We start from the raw sequence: 18,094 nt of genomic DNA on the forward strand, positions 1-18,094 counted from the left end.
CCTTCAATGGTCTGGTAGAGGGCAAGTCTTAATCCTTCTTTAGCTGGAACATACTCTCGTACCTCTTACACCACCAAACAAGCCATCGAGGATGGTGTAGTCTTAATCCTTCTTTAGCTGGAACATACTCTCGGACTGGTAAAAAACGCGTCAAAACGCGGTCTGTATGCTAGGTCTTAATCCTTCTTTAGCTGGAACATACTCTCGGACACGGACTATCTTCAAACTTGACAACTCTAGCCGCAGTCTTAATCCTTCTTTAGCTGGAACATACTCTCGGACACTGGCAGTTTTCTGCCAAACGGAGTAGTTAAATTCAGTCTTAATCCTTCTTTAGCTGGAACATACTCTCGGACCGACCCAGTTAAAGAAGGAGCCGGCAATTATGCCAATTGTCTTAATCCTTCTTTAGCTGGAACATACTCTCGGACGGGCAGTAACAATTCACATCGACCGAATTGTAGATAGTCTTAATCCTTCTTTAGCTGGAACATACTCTCGGACCAGCTCAAAAGGCTTTGATCTTAAAATTAAGGTGTCTTAATCCTTCTTTAGCTGGAACATACTCTCGGACATTTAAAATGAAAAACGAATATTACTTCTGTGGTAACCGGTCTTAATCCTTCTTTAGCTGGAACATACTCTCGGACTGTTATTTTATATTTTCCTTTAATAAAAAACAACCTTGTCTTAATCCTTCTTTAGCTGGAACATACTCTCGGACCGGCGGCAATTACGCCACCGAGGTGAGAGCCCGCTATGGTCTTAATCCTTCTTTAGCTGGAACATACTCTCGGACTCTAAAATCATTATTAGCCAAGTTAAAATCAAACCTGTCTTAATCCTTCTTTAGCTGGAACATACTCTCGGACTTCTACGCAGTATCGTTGTTAATGACGACAACTTTGGAGTCTTAATCCTTCTTTAGCTGGAACATACTCTCGGACATAAAACCATCAACATTTGATTAATTAATTATTTGTCTTAATCCTTCTTTAGCTGGAACATACTCTCGGATTTAACATGAAGCTGGAGGACGTAATTTCTATAATGGTCTTAATCCTTCTTTAGCTGGAACATACTCTCGGATATCCTACAAGGGTAATTTAATGGTAGTGTTTCAGGAGTGTCTTAATCCTTCTTTAGCTGGAACATACTCTCGGATGGTAAGGGCGAGGAGCCTTACTTCGAGTTGGAGGAGTCTTAATCCTTCTTTAGCTGGAACATACTCTCGGACACGACCTGGTAAGTCCTGCGAAATTTGTACGCGAGTCTTAATCCTTCTTTAGCTGGAACATACTCTCGGACCTGGTGGAAGCACCTGGCCTCGTGCAGAACGAGGGCTGTCTTAATCCTTCTTTAGCTGGAACATACTCTCGGACGCAAGAAAGAGTCACCCTACACAGAGTTGGATAACGTCTTAATCCTTCTTTAGCTGGAACATACTCTCGGACGGGCTCGATACTTGAAGAGGTGAAACACCTTGACTACTGTCTTAATCCTTCTTTAGCTGGAACATACTCTCGGACCATTACCGGAAAGAGAGATTTAATTAGTAAAAAGGTGTCTTAATCCTTCTTTAGCTGGAACATACTCTCGGACATCATATCAGAAGTGAAGAAAACCGGACGTGAAGGGTTGTCTTAATCCTTCTTTAGCTGGAACATACTCTCGGACTATTAATAAAATAAATGAAGCTGTAGAATCAAAAAGTCTTAATCCTTCTTTAGCTGGAACATACTCTCGGACCTTATTTGTAACATTCAACAAATAAGAAAAAAGATAGGGGTCTTAATCCTTCTTTAGCTGGAACATACTCTCGGACTGAGAAAGTTACGAAGAATATAGTATCGGGTGAAACGGTCTTAATCCTTCTTTAGCTGGAACATACTCTCGGACAGCACCCATGGTTAAGGTGCTGATTAGGAGTTGTATAACTCCTAAAAACAAACAAAATAACAACAAAACGCCTAAAAAAGCGGCTGTTTTTAGAGCGCGCAAAAATACTCATTCTTTTATAATTTAGCTGGGTGTTTTTCAGCATGTCAAAGAAGCGGGTTAAAACCCAGATTTGGTAACCTTTTCAAAGTTAAAAAAATAAGGTATTCCTGTTGTTCAGAGCCAGGTCAAAATCAATGTTTTTGCCAATTAATTTCATCGCCCGAATTTCGTCAGTCGATATCGGTATCATAATAATGCTGTCGGTGTTGTCGTAGCACTCTTGAACGGCTTTCAGATCTTCGCGAATTTGGTCGTAGATTATACGCTCCGTTTTCCCAACAAAGATCGATTTCTGAACCCGTGTCAGCCCTTTTCGCTGGAGGTACTTAACCACCTGTGTTCTTACCTTGTTGCTTTCAATATCGTACATTACAAAATAGATCATTTGGCCGGCTTTTAGTTCGTTCGGTTTTACAATTCCCATGAGTTTACTAATCCGCTCGGGTAGGGGCAGCATACCATCGTCCCGATCAGTTTTTCTGGTCTTTAGATCGGCATTTTCAAGCCCGGCCGCCTTCATTCGTTTCATTTTTTCAACAAAGCCAAGCGGCGTTTTTTTCTTTTTCACGGGCTGTTTTTTGGGGCGTTCTCGCATACGTGTTAATTTTTCGGCGCAATTAGTTGGCACACCTGCCACGTTTATTCAGGCGATACCAACTGGGCGATGGCCTGAGCACACAGTCCGTTGAACTCGGAATGAGTTCCGCGTCGGGGTGACTGCACCACCGAAAATCCGCGTTTGCCATAAAACAGATTGATTTCGGCTTCTTTGTTGCCCAATCGAAATCGAAACTTCTTCCCGTAATGGATGTTTTGCTGCTCGGTTGTTTCTATTCCGAGTTCATGCATCTGATTGATAATTTGTTCGATGACCGATTCTATTTCGTCGGGAACAAAAATTTGTTTTTCGGCTTTAAGTTTATATCGGGGATTAAGGCGTGCTTTTATCTCGGCTAACGAGTCGTCGGCGGGCTCTTTGTCGGCAGGTTCGGTTTTCGCGGGCGCCTTGGCTTTTTCCTGCGATTTCAACTCATAGTCTATTTGTTGAACTTCAAACGGGTTATTAAAATCAACATAGTCCTCCATCCGCACCATTTCACAGTCGGCCCGGTAGAAGGCTTCGGGGTCAACACTTACAAAACAGGCTCGCGTAACATCAGAGGTTCGTTTGTCGAGTAGTTGCTCCAGGCCGTATCGGGCCGAGAACTTTTGGGCAAACACTTTGTAGAAGATCGAATATTTATTGGCGTCGAAACATTTTTCGGACAGTTGAAACAGAATTTTTAGTCCATCTTCGCCCGGTGAGGTAAAAAGAAGTTTAACGCGTGAGTCGGCAGAAAGGGTTTCACGCATTGATTCGATACTTCGTTCTTTGTCCGACAGATGATCGATGTCGAGAATGAAGTGATTAATCCAGGCAAAGTTTTCAGTTTTACGGTATGGAGGGTTAAAAACTCCGCAGGTAACATAAGGCAGCTGTTTTTTTAACGAGCGATAGCTGTTTTGATCCAGATGTCGAACATTCCTCAGTTGGCGAATAGCTGCTTCGATTGCTGGCTTCGGATGGCATACCGCATGGTACAGGTAATCGGGCTGCACTTTAACCATGGGGTCGTTGGCTTGAGTGATTGATTTTCCGGCTTGTAGCATAGCGTTTGGTTTTAGGCAAAGTTTTTGAATTTCTGAGCCAAATCCCGGGCATATGCAAGAAGCTGATTGGCCCGACTGCGTTGCAACCCGCCAATGTTGATAACCTCGTCGAGGTAGTCGTTCAGCGACTGAATCAAGATTCGTTTGCCGAGAGATTCGAGCCAGTAGGAGCCATCGTCGCGAATACTATAGCAGTCTTCGTTAATAGCTTCCTGCATCGCTAAATTGAAAACCACATAGTCGGCCCATACCCGATAAAGCTCAATGACATCGAAAACTAATACGGGACGGTTGTAGTCGTCGCGGTGGAAGATGCCCACATAGGGATCGATTCCGGCCTTGATCAGGGCACCTTCAATTTTACCATACAACACGCCATAGGCATAATTGAGCAGGCAATTACTGAGGTCGGTTGCAGGATGTTGCTTTCGGCCAGTTAGTCGGTAGGGGGTTGGCAAATAGATGTTGACACATTCGAAGTAAACACGAGAAGCGGCTCCTTCCCATCCGCGCAGTGTGGACGCAATGTCGGGTATAACTTCGCCTTCGAGCTGAAGAATTTTTCCACGATAGTCCTCCAGTTTGTTGATGGATTTATTCACCGGATTTTTTTCATCGGAACCGGAGCTTGCCAGAGATAGCAGAAGCGCCTGTTGGTTTTCTATTTTCGACGCGATTAGCTTGCAAATCCACTGCACGGCTTCTTTGGAAAAGCTAAATTCGAGTTGCCCTTTTCGGATGGTAGATACCGATCCGTATCGGTGGCTCCAAAGACGCCCCTGAGGATTTCCGCTTTGATCGACAAACAAGACTTCAATCTCGTGTTCAATAGCCAGCAAGGCTGCGTCGCTGGTAATTTGCGCTCCTTTGCTAATGCAAATGCTTTTTAGTCCTTGCGGATGAATCCGCTGTTTCCCGTCGGTGTGAATTACAACGAAGCACTCGTTGTCGCGGGAGAGTGCTGTGCCGTAGCTGTTTAGAATTAGGTCCATAGGTTAGTAGATCATTGGGTGCTCGGGTACAAGAAGATATTTCGAAGCACGGGTGATTGCTGTATACATCCAACGGTACTGAGCATCGCGTGGTAGCTTTTCGAAGGCTGGCTCCAGATGCAGATACAGCTGCTCCCATTCGCCACCCTGCGCTTTATGGCAGGTAATGGCATAGCCGAATTTTACACGCAACGCGTTTAGTCGTTTATCGAATATGAGTCGTTGTACGAACTCTTCGGTGCCGGCAATAATGCCAGCTTTTTTCATTCGGATGGAAAAGTCAACCGTGAGGGCGAGGTCTTGTTCCTGGCTGAGATTTGTTTTAACGTCGAAGAGTAAATTCTTTATCAATTTTACTTTTTTCAGTTCGCCATCCTGATCTTGCACTACTGCATCAATTAGCTCCACATCGCCAACTTGTTCGCCATTATCGGAATAGGATTTCAGTATCAGATGTTGCCCATTGTTGTAGCCGGTAGCCGAATTATTTTGAACCACCATCAGCCAATCGTCGGGCATGAGTGGTGGTGTTGCCTCTTTAAAAATATTTTTCCGGATTTGGTTGTTTAAAAAGTGAGTTGAGCCGTTTGAAAGTGCTGTGAAAACCGCTTTGTCGGGACCTGCCGGATGTCCGAAACGCACAAAATGACTGATGGAAGACCACACATTGGGTTTAATAATCACATCGGGCCAGCCTGAAGCGTTGAGGCTCATTGGTGGAATCCGGCCAGTGGAAAGTGTTTCGCGCAGGCGGGTGGCGTTTTGAAGGATGCCACAAAATTCGTCTTGTCGCTTTACTTCAGTCAAATCGGTGTCAATCACCTTTTTTCGGTAACGATCGGTTAGGTACGGCAGGTCGAGGGCAGCCGAAAAATTGCAGTTTACCGGAGGCAATTGGGCTGTATCGCCAATAAATACAATCTTTCGTTTTCCGGCAAAACGAAAAATATGCTCCAAAAATCGGCCATCGTCAAACAGCAGGTTCTGGTTTACTTCCGTTTTATCGGCAATCATCGACGACTCGTCAATAAAATAGATTGTTTCGGCTCCATCAGAATTCGGACGGATGCGGAAAGCCAGCTGCTTAACTTTCTCGTTCACTTTGGTTTTTCGGTAATCTAACTCGTAGATCGAACTGTGAATCGTGTTCACATGCCGTTGGGTTTTGTTTGCCAACACCCGGGCTGCACGGCCGGTTGATGCCATTAGCTGGTAGGGGCGGTGGCGCGAATCCAGGTAGTCGAGCACGCCTTTTACCAAGGTCGTTTTTCCGGTTCCGGCAAAACCACGAAGGATAAAAACATCGTCGCCGCCATCGAAAAACTGCTGTAATTTTTTCAATGCTAACCATTGCCCGGTTGTTGGCTGATAAGGAATGTACGATTCAATTGGCATGGGGTCATTTTTTAAATCGAAAGATTAAAAATAGTACGGGTTGCGTTGAAATAACCTGTCAGGCGATCCTTTAAATAGCTCGTTGATTTCGGTGAGTTTCTAATGCCGGCGTGGTTAATATCGTTTCTGGCTCCTTGAGAAAGATTTTTAAACACCTTGTCGGAAAGTTTCTTTTTATAGGGCCTACTAAACAGTTTATCGGCTAGTTTAGACTCTATCTCACGTTTCTTTAAAACGTCCTTCATGCGCTTATCAAAATCTTCATCGTCCTCGTTTTCACTTTTATATTCAGGAATCCTCGTTAACCTAAAATTTTCTCGCTTATTAATATTCATCGCACCCGAAACAGCATTGCGTAAGGTTTCATCTTTCCAATCGTCATAGCCACAATCCAGTAGGATGTAAGTTGTGATAAATTCTTGCAGTAGGGTGTATCCTTGTTGGAAAAGTCGGTGATCGATGCAAAACTGAACAGCTCGAAATCCGTTTAACACTTCGTTATTCGTATAGCAGGCTACTTTTTGCTTGACTCTGTCAATAAGTTCAGAGAAGATGCGGTTTTGGTAATTTAAATTATCTAATTCTTTGTAGGCATTTTGGGCAGTTTCACCATCAATGATACTTAGACCTCGACAGGTTGCAATTTCATCGACAAAGTTGTTTAATGAGTTTAGGTTGCCTGTACCGAGGAGTTGTGAAATCATTTCTGTATTCCCAGATGTGATAAACATACTTGCTGCCACGGTCCAGGTTTGTAACTCTGACACCGAAGTTAAATCAACTATTGGTGCCTCGTCGTTCTGATTCCGCGCTTCATAGTTACCATAGGTAATTGAAAGAACCTGTGTGTTTTTCAAAAACTTAGAATAATTATTGAGAGCTAAGACAAGCATTGGTAGCGACCTAAATCCGTGCGTTATATCAAAATATACTTCATCTCCTTCTTGCAGACAATTATATAGTCGTTGGAAATTTGTCCATATTTGTTCTTCGGTGTCTCCATTTTCGAGATAAATCGACTTGATCTGACAGGAGAGCTGTAGATTTTCGAGTTCCGATTTTAATCCTTCAGCCATAACCGGCTTTTGGGTTTCTTTGTCTTTATGTCCATTGTCAATCCAATTGCGTTGCTCTGAGCCGTATTCTCCACGTGTTAAAAAAATATACACACAATCATTGGATTGCCAATCACGAGCGATCAGGCTAAGAGTTGCAACCTGAATAAATTTAGTTCGATAGTAGGTTTTAGCTCCACTTCGAGATGAAACGTAAGTACATTCCCTGTATGCGGTGGATCCGAGCACCGACATGAAAACACGTCTTTTCGTCATGGTTTTTTTATTAGTTGATTTAATGTGTGTTAAAGCAATTGCCCTGCACGTAAGATTTTTTGATTGATTAATTTTGTCGTGTCCTTTTTCTAGCGAACCCAATCGGTCGATTTAGTTAATTGCAAATAATCTCTGAATCTTATAAAACGGAAGCATGTCTGCTTTATTCCATCGATCCCGGATTTTGTTTCACGTTTAGTGGTAGAAGCCACACAGCGAATTCCGTCTTGCTGCAAACGAGCTACCAGGGCGAAGCAAAAAGTCAATTCTCCCATCAAGTGGATAACAAATATTGAGTTGTCTACGGGGCGAATTGCTCTTATTTTCGACAGATAAGCAGTTACCAGGATTTCAACTTCCTGTTCATTTAGCAGGGGGTCTATCGAAGGAAATGGTATGTCCAGTATTTCACCCCAAACAGAGGCGGCTCGCAGTTGCTCTTTCGTCCATTCATTTGACGGATGATTACTTAAATTTATAAACATGCTATTTATTAATAATTCATTAGTCGTTTAGCTTTTTGTAATTGCTTCTCCAAATTGGTAACATCGTTTAGGTACGAGTCGTGTCGTTGATCGAGCATGTGTGCAACATTCCGACGAATCTTATTGACCGTTTTGTAAAGATTTCCAAGGTCTTTATTTATCTTGAAAATATTCCGCTTGGCATTCTCGCGCAGTTCCTTGTCCAGAGAGTTCGCTTGAGATTCGTATTCGGCAGCATACGTAATAATTGCCTCCGTAAGGGTGAGGTATGCTACACCGTAAAGTCTTTTATTAAAATACCAGAAAGCCAAGTCTAGCTGAAACAAGGAGTGTTTACTACCGATGTGTTTAAAATGCTTTTTAAACTCGGAGAACGCTTTTTTTGCGATTAACTGCTCCATTGGGTTTAATCGGGTAAAATCGTATGCCAAAATTTTTTGGTATTGTTTTTTTATCTCGTGTGAGTAGTTGATATTTAATGCTTTACTGAAATTGTCGACCAGTTTTGCCAAATCGGGGTCTTCTTGCTGGATGAGAGGTACTAGCTGGCTGCCGTCTGATTTTTGAATTAATAAGCCTGCTCCGTTTATCCAATCATTCATTTCTTGAATGATCGATAAATCAACAATTGGAGTATACTCCAAATCGCGTGATGCATCCAGCATCCCGTAGTAAATCTTCTTTATGTGAATGCGCTTGGAGCTAACCTGTTTCAAGTACATAATAATTTGCTGGGCAAATAAAGGAAACGAACGAAAGCCATGCGTGACATCGACATACAATTCGTCGTTATCCATTAGTAAATCGTCAATCATTAGAATTTTCTCAAGATTGTATCGTAGCTCTAGCTGGTTTAATCCGTACTTGAGGAGTACAATATTCGTTTTACCCAGTCTGGTTTCAAGTTGCTTGGCCATCGGAAAGTCGGGAACGGTGTATTGTGCATTGGTTACAAATTCGCTCAAATTGAGGTAGAAATCCTCGTCGAGGTTGTTTTCCTGTTCGGCAAAGTAGCGATAGTACTCTTCCCACATAGATTTTACTGTTCCGATCACTACTCGTTGATCTATGTTTAAATGTTCCGCCAGTGCAGCTGATACAAACGAAGTGTCGTACTGCTTATTGTCAATTTTGTAGTTGGCTGTTTTGTACTGCCTGGTTTTTCCCGTTTCGACATAGGAACCTGTTCCCAGGAAACTTAATAGTATTTTTCTCATTTGTATTTGCATAATATTTTAGAGGTGTGGACAACTTTTCCACACCATGAGGTTCTGGGTTTAAACAAAAGTGCAAAGTCAAATAGTCACTTGTGTAGTTGAAAAGATAGACTGAAAGAATCTGTTAATCGAGCTAGGATCCGATACCTTTCGAAGTATTGGAACATACTCCCGGACTAAATCAGAAAAAGGCAATCTCGACATCTTACATCCGTCTTAATCCTTCTTTAGCTGGAACATACTCTCGGACACCTGATTGGACTTCCTGGATGGCTATTCGCGAGATCGGTCTTAATCCTTCTTTAGCTGGAACATACTCTCGGACAGGTGGGGCAGTAACAATTCACATCGACCGAATTGTAGGTCTTAATCCTTCTTTAGCTGGAACATACTCTCGGACGGCTCCATGAATCCGCCTCTAACACGTCCATAAAATTGTCTTAATCCTTCTTTAGCTGGAACATACTCTCGGACAATCTGTATCGCTGAACTTTGTAAATAATCTAACCGGTCTTAATCCTTCTTTAGCTGGAACATACTCTCGGACGAAGTTTATTTCTGTGGTAACCGCTTGACCACTTTGGGTCTTAATCCTTCTTTAGCTGGAACATACTCTCGGACACACTTTTGACAGCCGAAACCCAAAGCGGGGAAATAGTCTTAATCCTTCTTTAGCTGGAAAATACTCTCGGACTAGGACACTGGGCGGTGTGAAGTACGTTAGGTGCTAGTCTTAATCCTTCTTTAGCTGGAACATACTCTCGGACATCAGAGAAAAGTAGGTTCGAGTTTGGCAGTGCTAGTCTTAATCCTTCTTTAGCTGGAACATACTCTCGGACTTGTGACGATAAAGAAGATCACAACAGAAGCAGTTAACTGTCTTAATCCTTCTTTAGCTGGAACATACTCTCGGACAAGTGCAAAATGATAAGACTCGATACGACATCCATCGGTCTTAATCCTTCTTTAGCTGGAACATACTCTCGGACGAGGGCTCGTTTAAACATTGGGCAATTGTAGCTGAAGTCTTAATCCTTCTTTAGCTGGAACATACTCTCGGACCCTGATTACTCAGATTTTAAGAAGCAATAAAGAAAAGTCTTAATCCTTCTTTAGCTGGAACATACTCTCGGACAGTACCTGGTGGTAACTGTCTTTTTATTAGTGTTTTAACGTGTGTTTTTCGGTCGAAAAGGGCTTTGCAGGCCAAAAAAAGGGTACCTTTTTAAGGCCTGCAAAATTAACCTTTTTTTTCTATTGTCTAGCTATCTTTTTCAACATGTCAATGAACAGAAGCGATTCGATCATTAATCTCAGAATTAATCAGCGATCAATCTCAATCTTACAAATCCCGGTAGTGCCCCATTGTTGGAGACTCTTCTCGATTTAGGAAAACTATATTCGCTGTAGCGAGCTTCGTTTTGGGGGCGAGCAGCGTTAAGCACCTGCTCATAAACCTCATCCCCAACCAACTTTTCCTGTTTTATCCAATTACCATTAATAAATGTCCATCCGGCTCCATGAGCTAGGCGAATGATACATTCATTAGGCAGACATTGTTGCAGTTCTTCTTGCAGATTTTTAATATTCTGCTTGTAGACCATAGCATCATCTGAATCAAACTCAGACCAACTATTTATTTCTTCGTTTAGAATGAGCGTTGTATTCTGATTTAGCAGTTTAACCAATGCCAGCGGATTGCCCCAGAATTCTTGTAATACGTTGATTTTACGGTGATGAATATTTTTCTGCATCCCAACCATATCGAACCAGAGCTTAAATTTGGTATTATGTCCTGCTCCAATCGTTTCAACCAACTGGTTTTTTGTTTGATCTATTGCGACTTTTGGACGTTCAGGGTTTCCCTTTTGGTTTAGCGATGTAAAAATAGCCGCAGTCTCCGAGCCTTGCTCAAAGTAAGCATCTCCAATTCGTAAAAAACGAAATAGGTCGGTGTTGGGGTCCGAACCAAAAAGCTCCTTTTCCAGAAGTTTGGCAGAAGGGCGTCCACCTCCGGTTATTACTTGGTCAAACAACCGATTTTTTTCCCGGACTACATGATTGAGCACAGCCGACCGTATTGCACCTTTGATAGTTGAGCCAGGAATGTATGGTAAACCTTGTCCATTGTGTATCAGCTCCTTCAAATTCTGCATGCTTTTTGCTTTGTCAATATCGCATTGAATTTTTATCTGCCTTGAACACAATTGTCCCAACTTGGGCTTGATCCCATAATTCTTCAAAAAGGAGACAAGTGATTCGCCTCGGTCAATCGAGCTGACCCATGCGCCAATTCTGTCAGAGCCGATTAGGTCAAACGCTTTTTTATCATCTATAATTCCAATCCTTTGGCCCCCGAAAACATATTCCAGTTTATTTTGGAGAAAACGTCCGCTTCCAACATGTACCGGGCCGATTGTTTGCACTTCAAAAATACTCATAAGGTAAACTTTAGAGGTAAACTAAATGACCGGCCATCACGATATACAGGGTGCAAATCAACATCATTCCATTCAGGGCGAAGATTTTCAATTTTTCCTGAAGGTGTTTTTCCGATAAAGACGGATCCCTCGGTAAACATATAGATCGATCTTTTCCGTAAATGTCGAAATCGATTGTCGCCGGTTCCTGCAACGAAGCCACCCCTTTTTGCAAGTTGGTAGGAGCTTTTTTCCAGTAAATCAGCAGAGATTTCGTTCTGCTCCGGGCAAGCCAACGAGATTAACATATGCGCGTGAGACTGCTTTTCAATATTAAGATTTACAGAAGACAGAGTCGCCTCAAATTGTCCATTTCCAATACTTTTGTCTGTGCCAAATCCTTGCATACCCAATACTTGAAGCAGATATAGAACTTTTGCTTCCACTTCCGGTGACTCGGTATCCAGAAAAAAATACAGCCCACAGTTGGCGGCAAAAAAGCGTCGTTCGAAATAATATGGCATTGCATCTTCACCTGTACGTGGAACGAAAACACGTTGTTGTAATTCGTCGCGATAAACCTTTTGAACAAGATCGGGCGATGAAAAAAGGAAGCGACCGTCAGCGGACAAGCAGTATTTTGAACTTATTACTGGTTCGCCGCTAACTATTCTCTGCCACAGGTTATAATCAATATATTCAATTTTCTTAAGCTTTTTCAGTTGGCGATAATCGTCCAGATCAGAAAATCGCAATGGAATTTTCGCTAGAGGGCGGGGAAGAAAAACACTGCCCCCTGCATACGGAAAAGCGCTGCTCAGCCGGTACTTTTTCATGAATGGTAACAACTCGCGGGGGGAAAACATCGAACAATAAACAGATGCGATTGCCCCGGAAATGGTATCAGAATGTAGCAATTTTTGTCCTGTATCGTAGGCGTCCCCTTGTCCGTGTCCCAAATGTAGTGGACTGACGAACTTCAGTTTTACAATTTTGTGTTCTGCCATAGGTTAGTTTTTTGCATAGTAAGTTCGATCCCGTTCTTCAAAGGATAATTTTTCAATTCCAATCTGCCCATAGCCTCTGGAGCCATGGCCCCCTAGATAGTCATCTTCCAACAGTTTTAGTGCCTGCTTCAGAGAACTCACGAGTTTCGCTTCATCGTCGGTGTCAAAAACATTTAGAATCATTTCCATTCGAAAACGAGCACCGGCTGGAACTCGCTCAAAAGTGCGGGGGTTGGATCTTGCCGTAATCCGATCGATAGCGACTTCCGTTTTACTTTCGGTGTATGGCAAGTCGGTATTATTGAATTCTTCCAAATCTGAGATCAACTCGGCATCTCTGACAATTATTCTGGAAGGTTGTTGCTGATCTCCGATAGTTCCGAAAAGGGCTCCCGCTTTTGTTGTTGTGTCTTTTGTAGGCCCAAAATTACCTTTGTCCATATGTATTGTACCTTCGTTTAATTCGAGCAATGAACGCATTTTTCCTTTTAACGAACTGCCCGGAATATAAGGGATATTGGTAAGAGGGTTTCTTACAACAAATTTATCGGGCCCTCCTATATTTAGCGATGAGTTGGTTCCGCCAATGTGTAACCCGGTTTTCAGTATTATTACTGAACTGATTTTTATTTTCTTTACTAAGCTTGTCATGATTTTCTCAATTTAACAGTTAAACGAATTTTACTAGTCCTTACCTCCGTAAGCTTTATGATAGGCTAGAATCGACTCAAAGAAGTCGACAAAATTTTGGTAGGAAAGTTTGTCTGTGACCGCCTCATGGGCTTCGTCGAAATAACGCTTCAATGTGTTAATTCCAGCTTTGTTATGTCGGCTCGCAGCGTAAGCCATTTTAGGGCGAAGAAGATAAAAACTGGATGTTTCCTTGTCAAAACCTTTCATCTGTATCCGTTTTATTTCACCAAAAACGTTCCGGATTTGAGATGCTGTTAATCCATTATCCTTTACGTACTTTCCCAAGCTGTCAGCAAATTTTACAGTTTCCTGGCTGATCCCTTTTTTAATCCACTCCGGTTTAAACGGCTCAGTAAAGCTCTGGCGCTCTCTTTGGCCATTGTTCGTGGAATAATTTCCATGTTGTTTGAATGTCATAAGTTGTATTTTTAATTGTCAAATCTATTATGGTTCGTTCTATATTCTAGCTCGGCCCAGCGAGCAGCAAAGTTCCAAAGTTTCAGATTGTGGTATGCTGATGTAATAACTTCATTGTTCAACCTGTTGTGATTAGAAACTACATCGAGTTTGCAATTTTCAATTAGCTGCCTTGCAGCCGGATCCTTTTCACGTTCGAGCATCCGACCAAAATCGTAGGCCATCAACCAGTAGGTTCTGGGACTTACTAATTTTTCGTCTTCAAACTGGGCCTGCCTGTAGTGCTGGTAAATTTTGGATATAAAAGACTTAGGTAGCTTTTCAGCTTCAATAAGTCTAACTAGTTCGCTTTTTAGCTTTTTTACAATAGGAAACTCCTGATCCCAGCCAAGGGCTAACCCCATAAATGAAATCGCATTTTTCTCGCTGTTGCCCAATTCGTAATTTTTGGCTAACCGTTCAGCTTCTGCACTCTCTTCCGCAGCACGTTTGATTGGGTATTTGGGGGCTACAATTGCAACCCCTCCGGAAATAGATAAGTTTGGGTTGTAACATGTAAACTCGACAAAATCTTGTCTGATTTGTTCCGCGAACTCTATCATTTCGTCCCATTTTCCTACCAAAAATAAATCATCACCACCGCTATAAACAATGTAAGATGATTGACTGTATTTTGCTTTCCATATAGAGTTCAGGTAAGCTTTGAAAAACCAATCGAGGTTCCGGCTTAATGCCGCATAGCGAGAAAGTGTCCCCAATTGTTTTGGGATGCCGTTCTTGAATACATGGCCTAAATTATCAACATCCATCCTCAATACACCCAAGCGTTTGTAGCCTTCAGAATCGCACAGTTGGTCGAATGACTTGGGGAGGCCTTCATCATCGGCTGGGAAATTGTTTCCTCCAAAGAAATCAAAACCATAGATATTATCAGTGCCCATGATAGTTGTGTTCAAGAAATCACAAATTCCTTTGTCGTTCCCATTTATAGAGATAATCCGAACTTTATCTGCTGAAGCCTTCAGTAAGGCCTTCTTTTCGACAACTTCGCGCTCGGATAAGAAGTAGTAATAAATGCCCAGGTTTGCAGGATTAATTGCATTTTTTTCGGTCCAATACGCTAGAGGTTCATTTGACACAACCCAATAGTCAGCTTCTTTTAATTTTTTCCCAAGTTGAATTTGCTTCCACGTTAATTCAGATACTTGAACCTCGCTTTTGATCAGTGAATAGATTTTCCCTTTAGAAAACGTGTCAATCTCCTCACCTGTAATTGCATCACGAGGACTTAAACCACCTGATTCTCCAGGTAGAAAAAAGTGGCCATAGTCATTAACGAGTTTTCTTGCATATCGTTTACTTTTTTGTTTATCGCGTGATTCAAATAATTCCCCCCAGCATTTTTGAAGCGATTGACCATTGCGCCCCATTAGTGCGTCTTTACTTATGATTTGATAGGCAATTGATACATAGATTGAATTGCCGTGTGTATTAAAAATATTCGCTTCCAAATCGTCCATGACATGTCGTAAGGTCTGGCGGACTTCACTGGTGTTTGGGGCTAGGATATAAAAACTACCACCAGAATTGTAAATGACGTTCGCTTGAAACAGATTCAGTGCCTTCAATATCGTGGCAACTACGCTGTCCGCCAATAATTTTAAATAAAATGATCTGCCTTTCAGGTTTTTAGCAGCATTTTCTGAAATAATATTATAAATATATGATTGAATTCCGCTGAAGTCCCCACCAATCATCAGGAAAGGTTCATCATCGGCACTTTCCCCTTGCTGCCAATCGTACAAACAAACGGCAATGGCTGCGGTAGTTTTTAGATGATCGAACAACGAAACATCAGGGAAATGTATCGTACTAGCAGGAATTGTGCTCGTATATTTTTGAAGCAAATTGAAAAAGGTCTCACTAAAAGCATACCCATTCTTGGACTGAATAAACTTGAATTCATTCTCAAACTCCTTCCAGAGTACCTTATATTGAGGATCATATTCAAAATTAGATGAAGGGAAATAGTTTTTATTAATTGACATTGCTTGAACCGGTAGGTGGTAAGCATTCGTTTTGTCGGATAACAATAAGTTTTCCATTAAACTTGTCATTCTCTTCTTTTTGAAAGCATCCCAACGATTTGTGTCCTGGTCATCCTTATAGGCTTCAATGGATGTTCGATCCATTCCTGATGAAAGATGGTCTGCTTCTTGAATTATTTGACCCAGTTTATTGAGCTGTGATTTGTGAAGATGGTGCCCAGATGCTAAATGCATTAAACTTTCCCTGTCTGTCATCCCATCCCATCCGGCTTTGTCGATCAATTGACTAAAAACGCTGTGGTGGTCTTCGAAAAACTGAGCGGTCCACAAAACGTGCTTGTGTGTCCGAATTCCATCTTGATTTGAAGGACAAAGGATCTGCTCCAGATTCTTAACATGCTCCAATAATTTTGACGACTTTGCTGCACCTCCGTCATCAGCTCGTTGATAGAACTTGCCAATGTCATGCAACAACGCAGCTAAATAAATCTTGTCACGTTCTGTGTTTATGCTTTGGTTCATAGTGTTTTAAGAATATTGTTGTGTGTTTTATGTGGTAGTCTGATTTGAATTGTCATTTGGATGTTGCTCTTTCGCAAATCTATTCCCATTTTCTGGTGATCACTCCAAAACCGAGGCTGGTTCCCTTGCCGATGCCTATCTGATCCGGTAGTGACAGGTTTGTTTGGATGTCTAAATCGAAAGCCTGCATCAGTTGCCCCTTGTAGCGGATTACTTTATCTGATACAACACGAACGATTTCTACTCGTATTTGCATTGAAAACGAATCATCAACAGATTGACAAAAGGTCAATAGATTACCTATAAGTACGTTTTCGAGGATTTGCATTTTCGTCGAGTAGTTCGCGGCATTTCTGTAGGCCAGATAATTTTCCTGATTTAAAGGCAGCCAATTGGCCAGGCGATAAGAAAACACACGATCCCATACATTCAGCGTGTGGCGGTGTGCTTTTATTTTTTCAACCTTTAATTCAATTGATTCTTGCCCCAGCATTATTTCGCCATTGTAATTAGAAAAGAAATCGTGGATGGCTTCCACTCCCTCGCCAAGGCAAAGTATCGCTGCTTTCCCGTTGATCCGCTTATACTGTATTTGAGGATAGCGATAGATTACATTCTCACCATTGTGATTATGGAATAGATCGTTGATTTGTTTAGTTGTATGAATTATTGCACCTCTAAATTTAGATAATTGCTCATACCTTATTGGAGTGCCAAAACGGACTTCCAATAGCTTTATTGGTTCCAACTTAGTTATCATTATTGTTTCTTATTGTGGGTTGACAAAAAGGTTCATGAAATATAGTGATATTTTGTGTTTAACCTTGTTTGAATAGAACATAAATTGAACTTTATTCATAAAATTAGCTCAATTTTTATTCTAGTATGATTTTTCGGCTATTCTAAAATGAACTCATGAATCATCGGTAATTTTTGATCACAATGAGTTGCTTCGATAGATTGGACTTTATTTGCGACAGAATGTGTTTAGACGAACAAGTCCAATTGAATATAGGGGTTTGGAGTGTTTAGTTTTAGAGTATCAGATTTTGGTGCTGCAGATCTGTTGTATTTGGGGTATTTTATGGAGGATTCGTTTGAAGTTCTTGAATCCGGGAACAAAAGCATTTTTTGGGGCAATGGGCATTTTTTTCGAAGGCAAAGCAAATTTATAATACGACATAATAATGACAGGAATATCGCTGGGTAGAAGAGGATAATTTAATCATTTGCTCTTTTAGCCAGATTTGTTTTGAACTGACAATAGCAGAATAGACAGTTGAAAGAAGCCTTAATCCTTGACTGTTTATTTTTTTTTTTTCGTGTTGAAATTTAGCCTGTTTTATTACCATCGTTTTAATTGGGCGAATAGCTCCCGCAGGCAAACGCTATCTTCATGGTGTCGCTAAAATTGATGCATAAAACCAAAATCCCCCAGATTTTCCGCTTGATCCAGATTTTCCCGCTTGATCCGCGATCTGGTAGGGACAAAAAAAAGGAGTTGAAAATCAACTCCTTTTTGTACCCAGAACAAGACGATTCTGGTATTTATTAAGCGTTTAAAATCAGGTTATTACAAAAGTCAGAAAAATTTGTTCTCGATAAAGTCTCTCCTCTATTTCAACATGAATTGTCTAAAACAAAGATAACTAATTTGGATAAAAATGTCGATAGAATTATTACAATAATGACAAGATTTGAACCATTTCCCTAATTTGACTATATATCAGTGATTTATATTGATATGATTTTTTGGGTTCACCGTTTTGTTCTCATTTAACCCGCATTATGCATTAAGATATTGAAAAGGAGGGGCAAGGTTTTCGACTTTAGCAAAAATACCATCGAGCCATGGCCTTCTTTTTGCGTTTAAGGCTATCTTCAGTACCTTCTTGTTAGCGTGATTTACACTCCAT

General features: G+C 41.4%; 13 protein-coding genes and 2 CRISPR repeat arrays (1 of these 15 running past the window's edge). All 13 genes read right to left on the bottom strand.

What is annotated here, in order from left to right:
• Positions 1-1,899: a CRISPR direct-repeat array (repeat unit 36 nt; unit sequence GTCTTAATCCTTCTTTAGCTGGAACATACTCTCGGA); it begins 291 nt to the left of the window's first position.
• 190 nt (positions 1,900-2,089) lie between these two features.
• A complete protein-coding gene (gene cas2 / locus ABZD21_RS12005) occupies positions 2,090-2,569 on the bottom strand; it encodes a CRISPR-associated endonuclease Cas2 (protein ID WP_372775245.1) in 480 nt (159 codons plus the stop codon).
• A gap of 71 nt (positions 2,570-2,640) precedes the next feature.
• Positions 2,641-3,651 (bottom strand): CRISPR-associated primase-polymerase type B, encoded by a 1,011-nt coding sequence (locus ABZD21_RS12010; protein ID WP_372775246.1) that lies wholly within the window; start codon positions 3,649-3,651, stop codon positions 2,641-2,643.
• 11 nt (positions 3,652-3,662) lie between these two features.
• Complete coding sequence (cas1, locus tag ABZD21_RS12015) at positions 3,663-4,643, bottom strand: CRISPR-associated endonuclease Cas1 (RefSeq protein ID WP_372775247.1); 981 nt, start codon at positions 4,641-4,643, stop codon at positions 3,663-3,665.
• 3 nt (positions 4,644-4,646) lie between these two features.
• On the bottom strand, positions 4,647-6,038 hold the full coding sequence (locus ABZD21_RS12020) for an ATP-dependent RecD-like DNA helicase (RefSeq protein ID WP_372775248.1): 1,392 nt from the start codon (positions 6,036-6,038) through the stop codon (positions 4,647-4,649).
• 11 nt (positions 6,039-6,049) lie between these two features.
• Positions 6,050-7,369 (bottom strand): TIGR02221 family CRISPR-associated protein, encoded by a 1,320-nt coding sequence (gene csx2, locus ABZD21_RS12025; protein WP_372775249.1) that lies wholly within the window; start codon positions 7,367-7,369, stop codon positions 6,050-6,052.
• 89 nt (positions 7,370-7,458) lie between these two features.
• Positions 7,459-7,854 (bottom strand): CRISPR-associated protein, encoded by a 396-nt coding sequence (locus ABZD21_RS12030; RefSeq protein WP_372775251.1) that lies wholly within the window; start codon positions 7,852-7,854, stop codon positions 7,459-7,461.
• Between the two features lie 8 nt (positions 7,855-7,862).
• Positions 7,863-9,071: a TIGR02221 family CRISPR-associated protein gene (gene csx2, locus ABZD21_RS12035; protein ID WP_372775252.1), complete on the bottom strand. Its 1,209-nt coding sequence runs from the start codon at positions 9,069-9,071 to the stop codon at positions 7,863-7,865.
• 140 nt (positions 9,072-9,211) lie between these two features.
• A CRISPR array of direct repeats spans positions 9,212-10,206; the repeat unit is 37 nt; unit sequence GTCTTAATCCTTCTTTAGCTGGAACATACTCTCGGAC.
• Between the two features lie 184 nt (positions 10,207-10,390).
• Entirely contained in the window at positions 10,391-11,512 is a 1,122-nt protein-coding gene (gene csm5, locus ABZD21_RS12040; RefSeq protein WP_372775253.1) for a type III-A CRISPR-associated RAMP protein Csm5, read from the bottom strand.
• Entirely contained in the window at positions 11,509-12,498 is a 990-nt protein-coding gene (gene csm4, locus ABZD21_RS12045) for a type III-A CRISPR-associated RAMP protein Csm4 (protein WP_372775254.1), read from the bottom strand. The genes csm5 and csm4 overlap by 4 nt, the downstream gene beginning before the upstream one ends.
• A 3-nt stretch (positions 12,499-12,501) precedes the next feature.
• On the bottom strand, positions 12,502-13,149 hold the full coding sequence (gene csm3, locus ABZD21_RS12050; RefSeq protein ID WP_372775255.1) for a type III-A CRISPR-associated RAMP protein Csm3: 648 nt from the start codon (positions 13,147-13,149) through the stop codon (positions 12,502-12,504).
• Between the two features lie 33 nt (positions 13,150-13,182).
• The gene (gene csm2 / locus ABZD21_RS12055; RefSeq protein ID WP_372775256.1) at positions 13,183-13,608 is read right to left on the bottom strand and encodes a type III-A CRISPR-associated protein Csm2; all 426 of its coding nucleotides are present in this window, start codon (positions 13,606-13,608) and stop codon (positions 13,183-13,185) included.
• Between the two features lie 11 nt (positions 13,609-13,619).
• Entirely contained in the window at positions 13,620-16,178 is a 2,559-nt protein-coding gene (gene cas10, locus ABZD21_RS12060; RefSeq protein ID WP_372775257.1) for a type III-A CRISPR-associated protein Cas10/Csm1, read from the bottom strand.
• Between the two features lie 79 nt (positions 16,179-16,257).
• Positions 16,258-16,938 (bottom strand): CRISPR-associated endonuclease Cas6, encoded by a 681-nt coding sequence (locus ABZD21_RS12065; RefSeq protein WP_372775258.1) that lies wholly within the window; start codon positions 16,936-16,938, stop codon positions 16,258-16,260.
• Positions 16,939-18,094: the final 1,156 nt, after the last annotated feature.

Source organism: Mangrovibacterium sp. (assembly GCF_041596335.1).
In the GTDB taxonomy this organism is placed as follows: Bacteria; Bacteroidota; Bacteroidia; order Bacteroidales; family Prolixibacteraceae; genus Mangrovibacterium.